Origin of the sequence: Haloarcula rubripromontorii (assembly GCF_001280425.1) — an archaeon.
Classification (GTDB): domain Archaea; phylum Halobacteriota; class Halobacteria; order Halobacteriales; family Haloarculaceae; genus Haloarcula; species Haloarcula rubripromontorii.
On record NZ_LIUF01000005.1, the window covers coordinates 250,553 to 261,638 of the forward strand.

An 11,086-nucleotide genomic window follows, 5' to 3' on the forward strand; every position below is an offset into this window, starting at 1 on the left:
TACCAACTCTCGTGTTAATACAGCCAGAGATGTCGTGGTAACTACTGGACGGTGACGGCATCTGTAAATACATACTATATTTGCTGATTCAAAAGACTGATATGTATAGAGTCAAACTGTATCGGATATACGATGTATGACCTGACTGGATTCCAGCGGGACCTGCTGTACGTCATTGCAGGCCTTGACGAGCCCCACGGGTTAGCAATCAAGGAAGAGCTCGAAAACTACTACGAAAGCGAGGTTAACCACGGCCGGCTGTATCCGAACCTTGACACGCTCGTCGAGAAGGCACTCATCGAGAAGGGCGAACGCGACCGCCGAACGAACTTTTACACGCTGACCAAGCGCGGCCAGCGCGAACTCGACGCCCGGAAAGAGTGGGAAGCACAGTACGTTTCGGCGTAGCCACGTTTTCGAAGCCCGTTCGACAGACTCAACCCAAGTGCTGGCCAACCTCGGGCCATGCCAACGGTATTGGAAACCTATATCGAGAACCGCTGGATGGTCCAGCCCAACCACTCGAATCATCTGGGTTCAACCCACGGGGGAAACGTCCTGAAATGGATGGACGAACTCGGGGCGATGTCGGCGATGCGCTTTGCCGGTGAAACCTGTGTCACTGCGCGGATGGACCAAGTGAACTTCAAGCGGCCCATCCCGGTCGGTGACACGGCTCTTATTGAGGCGTTCGTCTACGACGCTGGCGAGACGAGTGTCAAAGTTCGGCTCCGGGCCGCCCGAGAGAACATCAGAACCGGCGAGACGGAATCGACTGCAGAGTCGTACTCGGTGTACGTCGCGGTCGACGAGGACCGGAATCCCGTACCCGTTCCCGACGTGACGACCGAAACTGACCGTGGTGAAAAACTGCGAGAGCGCGCCCTTGACGGGGAAGCGAACCGCTGATACTGTCTGCTGTACGTACCACATTGCCACCTCGGAGCGACAACTATCGTCACGACGGACCAGCCAACAGTATGAGTTTTATTCGGCTCCGCCACGTACCACGACTATGACACTCGATGTCGAGACGCCGGAGCGGCCGGCGCTGTCTACTGGCGTCGCTGCCGACGAGTACGACGACGCGGACGTACAGGGCGACGAATACCGGCGCGACGAGCTCGCCGAGGCCCTCGACGACGGCGCGTGGGCGGACGCCTTCGAAGAATGGACTGCGGACGCATCGCTCGATGCCGACCAGTGGAAAATCGTCACAGAGCTGGGACTCATCGAGGAGTTCGATTTCTTCTGGGACTCCTTCGCTGGTCGCGTCGGCTACCACGCCCCGGGCTTGCCCGAAGACTGGCGCGAGCGGGAGATCCATCCGGACATCGACTCCTGGGGTACTGTTTCAGGCATCAACGCCGGACTGACCGAGTTCGGACAGGTCGTCTGTGAGGTACTGGCCGACGAGTACATTGACTGGGAAGCGGAGGAGGTCAGCGCGGACGACCTCCCGGACTTTTGAGCGGTGTAGTGTTTGCTGTCGTCGGTCCCGGTGTGGCACTCCAACACTGTCGGCTCTGAATCGTCCCGGAGACCGGTCAGGGACCGGCAGCCTGATAACGACCCACGCGCTTGCACCAGATATGGCTGAAATCGTCACCCCACGCAAACGCGAGTGTGAGCGGTGTGGGCGGGTCGACGAGTGGGACCCGGACCAACACAGTTGGCGTATCGTCACTGACGACGGCACCAAGCAATCTGGCGACCCACACTGTCTCCACGAGTGGGACATCAACGGCACGTTCAATCCGCTGGCCGAGTGAGTTCGCCGCCCGCTGCTCTCGACTTTTGACCGGCAGGGCTGTCACTGTTAGAACGGAGTCCGCCGACAGAATCCGACAAAAAGTCTCGGGTAGACCGAACAGGGTCGTCCACTGACCGACCGCTGGGGCGCAGCTATGCGCCCGCTTCAGCCACGTTGGTCACTGGCGCGCGTGATTCACCGCTGGTCTCGTTGCCCTGCTGAATCGTTACCGGTTCCAGCTCGACGGTCGCGGCGGAGTCGTCCTCGCCGATAACCTGTCCCTCGGTGACCTCGGTCGCACCGGTAAACCCGGTCCGGTTGCCGTTGTTGGCTCCAATTGCGCTGAACTGGTACTGGGTCTCGGCACGGACACTCACGTTCGTGTAGCCCTCGTCGGTTCCCCAGTCGTCATACCCAGTGGTCGAGTACGGCACTGTCATCTCGAAGTTCCCGTTCTGATCTGTCTGGGTCCGCTGGCGGTAGATGAACGTCTTGTTCGTGGCTGGGTTGCGCATCTGGACGGCGGCCCGGACTGTCGTGTTGGCCGGTCCGGTCCCCTCAATCGTCGCACCGGGGACGCGCTCGAATATCTTCGTCCAGGCGGAGTGCTGGTACTGCGGACTGTTCGGGAACGCCTCAGTCTCACTGGAGCCGACCAGACGGTAGTGCTCCATTGCCGGTACCCGCTCGCCGGGCGCATCGCCGTAGCCGCCGAGTTGCGAGGTCGCATCCTGTTCAACATACTGACGCGCTTGTTCAAGAGACTGGAACTGGCGGATGACTTGGCCCTGCCGTTGGCCCTCTGGCTCTTGTTCGTTCGTCGGCGCACCACGGTACTGGACACCCTGGCTCGTCTGCTTGTTCTCCCAGTCGATGACAATCGGCTTGGGCTCGGCTGCGCTCCCGTGGAAGCGGTACAGCCGAGTGACCATCGTCTCGTAATATGCCTGTCGCTGGAATGTCACCTGACGGACACCGCCGCTCTGAGACTGGACGTACAGCCGACTGTAGAAATCACTGGTCTGTGCTCCGTCGACGAAGGCCGGTGGTGCAAAGAACTTGCCACCGAGGTTCCCGTTAGTCTCTGCCATCTTCCAGTCGACGGCGACGTACCGCGTCTTCGCATCGTCTTCGTCCGTGCTATCGAGGATGCTGTTGGCCCGCGTTTCGTTCTGTGCGATCAGGAATGGTGCAGCCGTGTCAGTTCCCTGCTGGAACGGATTCGCGTTCGGCACGCGCTCTGCTCTGGTAGTAATCCAGTGCCCGTAGTCCCACCACGACAGGACACCATACTGTCCCTCTTGATAGTCGAAGTCCTGTTGCTGCTGGTAGGTGCCATAGTACTCGAGTGTCGCGTCACCACCGGAACCGTACGCTCCCTCTGCAGGCGTATTCTCTTCCATCCACTGTAGGCTCTCATCCCAGCCCTGAATACTCGGCTCGGGACCGGTCGAGCCGGCTTCGACCGGCGTCGTGCCGAACGCGAACAGCGGGACGACGATGACGAGCAATACCGTGAGAATCGTCATGATCTGGTAGTACTCGATGCCATCGTCGGCGCTGAAATCGAACCAGCGGATGAATTGGCCGACGACCATCCCCGATAGCACTGCAATCGGCGCAGCCAGATAGTACGCGAACCGCTGCTGCGTAAACGCGGCGAGTAGGATGAACAGCGCCCAGACGACGACGAGCAGTTCTTCCGCGGGCGCATCGTCGGAGAAGAGCTGTTTTGCGAGCAAAAATACTCCACCGATTGCCGCAACAATGACAGCAAACCCGTGTGCCTCAAACAGGACCCCAGCGCCCCGTAGCGGCGCGGCCTCACCGACGGTGCCGGCCGTTTCACTGATCGTGAACCCGATGACTCTCGTTACGTTTCGCGTGAAGAAGTCCCACAGGCTTGGAGTCACCACTGCCATCAGAATAGCCCCGAACGCGAGGATTCCAAACACAGTCGCTGGATACACGTATCGGCCGTATTCGCGCTGCTCCATGAAGCGGGCTAGCCACGCCATGAACACACAACCGAAGCCAACTGCCAACGCCAGCCCCGGTTGTAGCAGCGACTGAGCGGTCGCTGTAATCTCTAGAACGTTGATTCTCGACGCACTCACCACGGCGGCAGTTGTCATCGTGATTGCCCCCGCGATGGCCGTGTGTTCTGGGCTGCTGTCGTGAACGTACTCCAGAGACAGTCGGAGCAGGAAGAAGACGCCGAGTATCCCGAGCAGGAGCACACCGGGCGGCCAGACCCAGAGGTACATCGCGATTGCCACACCGGCCAGCATGGACCAGCTAATGGTATCCCGGAGTGCGTCTATATCTCGCTCTGTGAACTGCTCGTAAATCGGCTTGTCACGTGCGGCGACGCTGACTGCCACCATGACACCGAGAACACCAAGTGCCTGAAAGAGTGCTTCAGCGACGTGGTGGTCGGAGAACCCGACGAGGCTCCGCCGGAGGAGCCACCCGGTCGAGAACGCCATCACAGTAACTGCAGTTACGCCGCCGAGGCGGCCGCCGAGTCGCCGTCCGATAAGATACGTCGGAATGGCAACGAGCGTCCCGAACACAGCGGGAGCAAACAGGAGTGTCATCGCGACCGTCTGGTCGCTAGGCGAACCCAGACCGATAATCAGGGCGACCGTTGCGACAATTTGATCGAACAGTGTCCCGAACTGCCCATTACTAGTCCCGTATGGGAACGCTGTCCAGGGGTCGAACGGCATCGTCGCGGGCCAGTGCTCAACGACGTACTGCGTTGAGCGGTAGTGATACCAGGCGTCGTTCCCGCTGAAGAGTACTTCGCCGTCAACAATGAAGTTCTCCCAACTCCGGACGCGATTCCACAGCATGAACCCGAGCAGTACCAGGAGGACCGGAACGTGGTACCAGCGCTCGGCCCACTCCAGGGCGGACTCGAGTTCGGGGTTGTCGTCAAGATAGCCCCGTGATTGACTCATTGCACGGAAAAACTGCCAAGGCGCGCATAAGCCTTTTGACCTCTATGCGGGCGCAGGATGGAAACGCCTAACAGCACCGGTGGCACACCACCGACTATGCGAGTCTCGGTCGTGCTCTGTACGCACACGATGGAGCGATACGATGACTGTCGAACGGCGGCCGAGAGCGTCTTAGCCCAGTCCTACGACGACGTGGAGCTCGTACTGGTCTCAGACGGTGACCGGGATGTGTACAGGCGGTACGAATCCGACTTCGGCAACCGAGACGATGTCCTGATACACTGCAACGACGAGAACGTCGGACTGCTAGAGAGCCGGAACAACGGGGCCGAAGTCGCCACCGGGGACGCTGTCGCATTCATCGATGACGACGCCATCGCCGACGAGGAGTGGGTCGCGGCGTTAGTCGATGCCTACGAACAGCAGGACGCGCTCGCCGTCGGCGGCCGCATGACGCCGGCGTGGGTCGCCGGTAAACCCAGTTTCCTGCCGGCGGAATTCTACTGGCTTATCGGTGTGACCCACCGCGGATTCGGACCGAACGGCGACCCCGACGAACCCGGCGTCGTTCGCAACACGTTCGGATCGAACATCTCCTTCGACCGGGACGTGTTTCTCGAACTGGGCGGCTTCGACGACGATATCGGCGGGCGTCAGGGCGAGAAGAACCTGCAGGGCGGCGAGACAGAACTCTGTGCGCGCCTGCGAACTGAATACGATGAAGGGGTGTACTACACCCCGGACGCGCTCGTCGCGCACAAGATATTCGACTACCGGACCGATCCCGGCTGGCTGCTAGACCGGGCGTTCTGGCAGGGCTACTCGAAGCGCGGGATGGAGGTGTTTGTCCCGGAGTCAACTGGTGAGGAGTCCGATTTCCTCGGCGATCTCCTGTTCCGGTTTGCCCCGTCGCGCCTCCGTGGCCTCGTCGAATCCCCGTCGCTGGCGGCCGTCCTGCAGTTCGTCTTCTTGTTTCTGCTCACCGGGAGCGTCGGCGTCGGCTACCTCTACGGGATGTACGTCTGGCGGTAGCTCTGCCGGTGCCGCGCCCCACTGACTCAGTTCAGCACTGAATCCAGTACCTCGCTGGCCTCGTCGAACGTCAATACGCCGGAAACGTGACTACCGAGCGCGTAGACGCCGAGGCCCACGAGCGGGAGGATGCTCAGGTCGACGAACCACGGTCCGTACGGTTCCAGTGCGAGCAACAGCAGGGTCGTGCCGAGGCCGAGAGCGAGCACCCGGACCGCCGGAAACCCGGTGAGCGGCTCGAGGCCGACGTTGCGTGCGGCGAGAACGTGGGTCACCGCCATAAGCCCGTAGGCGGTCGAGGTCCCGATAGCCGCACCGACGATGCCGAGTCGCGGTATCAGAACCACGTTCAACACGACGTTTACCACCACCGACACACCGGTCGCGAGCAGCAACTGCCGCAGGTGCCCCCCGGCCTGTAACACCGGCCAGATGACCCGCGCGATGGCGAATCCCAGTACGCCCGGCAGAAGCACCTGTAGCGGTCGGACGCTCGCCTCGTACGGCGCGCCGAAGTACACGGTGAGGAACTGCTCGCCGAGGACGAACACGCCGGCGACGAGCAGGACCGTGAGGACGACGACGTACCGGAGGAGCCGCGACAGCAGCGACGTGAGGCGGTCTATCCGCCCGTCCGCCCAGAGGTCCGCCGTCGACTGAATCATCACCATCTCCATGGCCACCGACACGACCCACATGAACTCCGAGACCTGCAGCGCCGCCCGGTAGTGACCGGTCCGCGTCGCGTCCCAGAAGTGGCTGACGAGCAGGATGTCGACCTTGTACATGCTGGTCAGCAGGAGCGTGAGCACCATCGACTGTGCCCCGAACCGAACCAGCGGCCGCGTGTAGGTCCGGAGAGCCAGCCCGCGTAGCGACGGGAGCACACCGGCCTCGCGGAACGCCAGCGCCGTCGAGAGGAGGCCGGTGAGCAGGAACCCGGTCGCGAACCCGGCGAACACGCCCGGGACGCCGTACCCGGCCCCGGCCAGCGTGAGCCCCACGACGGCGAGGATGACCGACCGGGCCGGGACGAGCGGTTCGGCGAGTTCCTCCCGCTTGTACGCGTGGAGAACGCCCCGCCCGAAGTAGTACAGCTGCTCCCCGACGACCGCGCCGAGCATCAGGTACAGCGCCGTCTGGAGCGTCCCGTCGGTAAAATAGGTTATGAGTACGGCCAGGGCCGGAATCCCGACGAGGAGGCTCCCGGTGTGGAGCGCGAACGACGTGGTGACGACCCTCGCCCGGTCGTCGCCGCTCTCCCGCGAGGCGTAGGTCTTGGTCGCCTCGAACAGCCCGAGGTTCAGTATCTTCCGGCTCGGGAGGAAAATCGCCATCACGAGCGCGTAGGTCCCGAACCCGCCCTCGCCGACGGTACGAACTAGCAGCGGGATGAAGACGGCGAAGGTCAGGAGCCGGCCGAGGTCGCCGGTGAACACCGAGAGGTAGCCTTTCAGGATGCTGTCGTCATCGGCCATCACTCGACGTAACCGAGGTCACGCATCTGCTGTTTGAGGTCCTCGTCCACGTCGTCGCGTTCGACGTCGACCGTCTCGCCGTTCCGAACCATCGACACGTCGGCGTCGCGGCTCACGATTTTCGTCTCGAAGTCCTGCCAGGCGACGGTCGTCGTTCCGTGCCACGGGGCGATGGTGAGCGTCTGGTCGCGTGGCGTCTCCCGGACGTCTTTCCCGTGCCACTCGGCCGGAATCTCGCCGCCGACTTCGCCCAGCAGCGACGGGGCGATGTCGAGGACGCTGAGAGGGTCACACAGCGAGAGGTCGTTCGTTGCCACAGGCACTGTTGTCAGCGCGTCGACCACCCGTCGCCGCTGTGGCTGGTGGAAGTAGTGCCCGTCCTCGCCGAACTCGTCGCCGTGGTCCGAACTGAACACCACGAGCGGGTCCGACGAATCCACCGAGTCGACGAGGCGCTCTATCTCTGCGTCCGCCCGGGAGAGGGTCTGGCGGTACTTCTGCGTAATCGTCTTTTTATCGGCCTCGCTGAGCTTCTCGGGGGCGAACAGCGCCTTCCGGTCTATCTCCTTGGGCACGGCGTCGTCGCCGAGGCCGTACGGGCGGTGCGTGCCCATCATGTGGAGCCACATGAACCGCGGCCCCGACTCGTCGTTGAACGCCGAGATGGCGTTGTCGATGAGTTCGTCGTCCGGGAGCCGGTTCGATAGCTTCGCGTGGGGCGGCCGGAAGCGGTGGTAGACCTTCCGGATGAGGTCGAACTGTGAGGCGAACTGCCGGAGTGGGTTGCCCCGGTTGCCCGCCTCACAGTAGTTCTCGTAGACGTCGAACCCGGCGTCGAACCCGAACCGCGGGTCGGTGTGGGGAGACGAGGAGAGGCCTATCGTCGTGTACCCGGTCCGGGAGAACGCTTCGGCGACCGTCGGGGACATCGCCCGAGACTCGATAGCTCCTTGGTATGAGGCGGTCAGAATACTGGCGAGACTCGGTCGCGTGTAGTGGGCTCCGGTCACACCCTGATGTTGAGAGAACGTAGAAACGAACTCCATTGCGTCCACGAAATCGTATCGGACAGAGTCTGCGGTAACGAAGATGACATCTCTCATTGCTACCAGAACCGATTGAGAAACACTTGAGTCCTGCGATCAGTCCACGTACCCAAGATCTTTCAGCATCTCTTGGGTATCAGCATCGACATCCTGATCGCTGACCTCGTTTCCGGTACTATCCCACGCCTGTAGCTTCTCGCAGAGATCATCGAACGGCGTTCCGCCAGTCGATCCAGCGGCGACGAGGTCATTCTCTTCGGCCGGATCAGCGGACAGGTCGTACAGCTCGTGGTCGGACCCCTCACGAATGAGCTTCCACCCTGGCGTCCGGAGGCCGATTGACTCCGTGAACTCCGGATAGGCCGTCAGGAACGCGTCACGGTCACCTGGCGGCGTGCCGTCATCGTTTTCACGAACGCTCCGCCCCTCGAACTCCTCCGGTACCTCGACATCCAGCAGGTCAAGGACTGTCGGCGCGATATCGATCGTTCGGACCTGCTCGGAGACGGTTTCTGGTTCGATATCCGGGTGGTGGAACGCGAGCGGGACGTGGAGTTCCTCATCGTAGAGCTGGCGGCCGTGGCCCGTGTAGCCGTGGTCGTCCAATGCCTCGCCGTGGTCAGCAGTGAGAATCACGAGTGTCTCCTCGCGGAGGTTCCGTGATTCAAGTTCATCGAGTAGCTGCTGGACATACCCGTCGACGAGCTTCATCGCAGCCGTGTACTCGTCGTGGGCTTCAAGATCGCTGCGGTCGTAATTCCGCGGCTCATGCATATCGAAGTAGTGCACCCAGCCGAAGAAGGGGCTATCAACGCGGTCAAGTTGGCTGACAGCGTCCTGTGTCACGCTCTTTGCCGTTCGACAGTGGAGTCTGATAAGTCCAGTCTGGCGCAGAAGCGACTTAAGGTTCCACTGTTCCGTGCCAATATCCTTCACTGCGCCAAACACTGTATTGAACATCTTGGTGTCGTATATCCGGCTCAAAATTGGGTATAGCGTGTCGTAAGAGCCGCCACCGTCGCAGTATTCGTCGAATCCGCGTCCAAGTCCCGAGTGCTCGTCACTGAGGTGGTCGACGCTGACAACACCGAACGTGTCGTTTCCGGCCTCCTGTATTTCCTCTGCTAGTACGGGTACGGATTCGTCAAGTCCCCAGCCGTTCTCCTGTACGCCGTGTGTGTGGGGATATGAGGCGGTCATGAACGACGTGAGGCTCGGATCGGTGGTGTTCGCAACGGTGAATGCCTTGTCGAAGTACATCCCATCCGTTGCGAGCCGTTCGAGCGTCGGAACGGTACTCTCGGATATTCCCCGCTGCAGCCAGTCCTCACGGAGGCAGTCGATGCTAACGAGCAGTACGTTCTCGATAGCGTGTGAATCAAAGTCTTGCATTGTCAGTCTTTACCGATGATAGCGTTAACGCGATACGGTTGCTCGTCTCGATACTGTTGCTTAACGATCATCTCTGCGAGGAACCCGAACATCACAAGCTGAACCCCAAATATGACTAAAGCAACAGTCAGAATAAGCCGCGGGACGTGTGGTTCAAGTGACTGGCCGAAAGCGTACTTGAGAAACACCATGTGGGACCCGATAAGGCCACCGACTGTCATCAGAACAAGCCCGATACCACCGAAGAAGTGCGACGGCCGGGTGGAAAACCGATTCCAAAAGACGTGAAACAGGAGATCGACGAACCCTTTCACAAGCCGCTTCATGCCGTATTTCGTCTTACCAGCTGTCCGTGGACGATGGTCGACGGGGAGTTCTGTTATCTTGTACCCGCGCTTGTGTAATTTCGCCGGAATGTACCGGTGGCCCTCTCCGTAGAGGTCTATCTCTTTCAGTCCCCCCGCCCGGTAAGCGGTCAGTGTACATCCGAAGTCGTGAATATCCGGCCCGGTCAACTTCGCCAACCGTGTCTGTATCGCGGAGGGAATGGTTTTCGAAAGGGGGTCGTCGCGGTCGCGTCGCCAACCACTGACGCAGTCATATCCCTCTTCGAGTTTCGTGAGAAGTTTCGGTATGTCAGCCGGGTTATTCTGGCGGTCAGCGTCCATTGTCACGATGTACGCTCCAGTGGCGTAATCGATCCCGGCGGCCAAAGCAGCACTCTGCCCGAAGTTGCGTCGAAGTAAGACCCCCATCACCTTGTCACTCCCTGTCGCAATCTGCCGTATTGTCTCGGCCGTCCCGTCTGTGCTCCCGTCGTCAACAATAACTATCTCGTATGGGCCGTACGTCGTATTGTTACGGAATGTAGACTGGATCTCATCGATCAGCGGCTTCAGATTTTCAGACTCGTTATATGCAGGAAGCACGACAGATGTTTGGACATCACTGTCGGTGTCTGTCGCTGATACGACCGATCCATCCGGTACGCTCCCTGTTTTTGCCATTCTAAGGCTCTGTATGTGCTACAAGATGCGCATTTATTAACAGTTGCCATTTGCTACCCCAGCGTGCCATGCTAATACCGCGGATATTAGCAAAATTGTCGCCTTAGAGAGAGCTATACTGATAACTACTTCATGAAAACCATCCGTCTTTAGCTAAGAGAGAAACCGCGTGACAGCAGCGGCTTATCGAGGCTTCTTTTCGAGAGGAATGAGGAGGCGATAGCTGTGTCCAACAGAGCCTCCTCATCGAGAATCATGCGTCGGCTCACTACACTGTTTCCCTCTGAGTTCCTCGAAGAGCACGCCGAGGAACTCGGCGTGGTCGAGCGAGAGGGTAAGCTCCAGATTCCTGTCCTCGTGTGGGCGCTCGTGTTCGGCTTCGCCGCAGGCGAGAGCCGAACACTCGCTGGGT

Annotated in this window: 10 protein-coding genes and 1 pseudogene; 6 read left to right on the forward strand and 5 right to left on the reverse strand. The window is 60.5% G+C overall.

The window, feature by feature from the left end; genetic code table 11:
* Positions 1-132: 132 nt before the first annotated feature.
* From AMS69_RS16345 to AMS69_RS16360, 4 genes are all read left to right on the forward strand, one after another.
* Positions 133-408 (forward strand): PadR family transcriptional regulator, encoded by a 276-nt coding sequence (locus AMS69_RS16345; protein ID WP_004515723.1) that lies wholly within the window; start codon positions 133-135, stop codon positions 406-408.
* 57 nt (positions 409-465) lie between these two features.
* Positions 466-909 carry an acyl-CoA thioesterase gene (locus tag AMS69_RS16350; protein ID WP_053969131.1) on the forward strand — a complete coding sequence of 148 codons (444 nt, stop codon included), beginning with the start codon at positions 466-468 and terminating at the stop codon, positions 907-909.
* A 106-nt stretch (positions 910-1,015) separates the two neighbouring features.
* Positions 1,016-1,471, forward strand: a complete 456-nt coding sequence (locus AMS69_RS16355) for a hypothetical protein (protein WP_053969132.1) — start codon at positions 1,016-1,018, stop codon at positions 1,469-1,471.
* 121 nt (positions 1,472-1,592) lie between these two features.
* Complete coding sequence (locus tag AMS69_RS16360; RefSeq protein ID WP_004593110.1) at positions 1,593-1,772, forward strand: HEWD family protein; 180 nt, start codon at positions 1,593-1,595, stop codon at positions 1,770-1,772.
* A 133-nt stretch (positions 1,773-1,905) separates the two neighbouring features.
* Here AMS69_RS16360 and AMS69_RS16365 read toward each other — a convergent pair whose 3' ends face one another.
* The gene (locus AMS69_RS16365) at positions 1,906-4,719 is read right to left on the reverse strand and encodes an oligosaccharyl transferase, archaeosortase A system-associated (protein ID WP_053969133.1); all 2,814 of its coding nucleotides are present in this window, start codon (positions 4,717-4,719) and stop codon (positions 1,906-1,908) included.
* A gap of 96 nt (positions 4,720-4,815) precedes the next feature.
* On the opposite strand from AMS69_RS16365, the gene aglG reads away from it, so the two are divergent.
* Positions 4,816-5,751: a glucosyl-dolichyl phosphate glucuronosyltransferase gene (gene aglG / locus AMS69_RS16370; protein WP_053969146.1), complete on the forward strand. Its 936-nt coding sequence runs from the start codon at positions 4,816-4,818 to the stop codon at positions 5,749-5,751.
* A gap of 26 nt (positions 5,752-5,777) precedes the next feature.
* Here aglG and AMS69_RS16375 read toward each other — a convergent pair whose 3' ends face one another.
* From AMS69_RS16375 to AMS69_RS16390, 4 genes are read right to left on the reverse strand one after another with little or no spacing between them, the layout of a single operon-like run.
* Complete coding sequence (locus tag AMS69_RS16375) at positions 5,778-7,229, reverse strand: lipopolysaccharide biosynthesis protein (protein WP_053969134.1); 1,452 nt, start codon at positions 7,227-7,229, stop codon at positions 5,778-5,780.
* Entirely contained in the window at positions 7,229-8,332 is a 1,104-nt protein-coding gene (locus AMS69_RS16380) for a sulfatase-like hydrolase/transferase (protein WP_053969135.1), read from the reverse strand. The genes AMS69_RS16375 and AMS69_RS16380 overlap by 1 nt, the downstream gene beginning before the upstream one ends.
* Before the next feature lie 39 nt (positions 8,333-8,371).
* Positions 8,372-9,667, reverse strand: a complete 1,296-nt coding sequence (locus AMS69_RS16385) for a sulfatase (RefSeq protein ID WP_053969136.1) — start codon at positions 9,665-9,667, stop codon at positions 8,372-8,374.
* Positions 9,668-9,669: 2 nt separating this feature from the next.
* Complete coding sequence (locus tag AMS69_RS16390; protein ID WP_053969137.1) at positions 9,670-10,674, reverse strand: glycosyltransferase family 2 protein; 1,005 nt, start codon at positions 10,672-10,674, stop codon at positions 9,670-9,672.
* A 255-nt stretch (positions 10,675-10,929) separates the two neighbouring features.
* Here AMS69_RS16390 and AMS69_RS20310 point away from each other — a divergent pair.
* Positions 10,930-11,086: pseudogene (locus AMS69_RS20310) on the forward strand (IS4 family transposase); the annotation flags it as partial.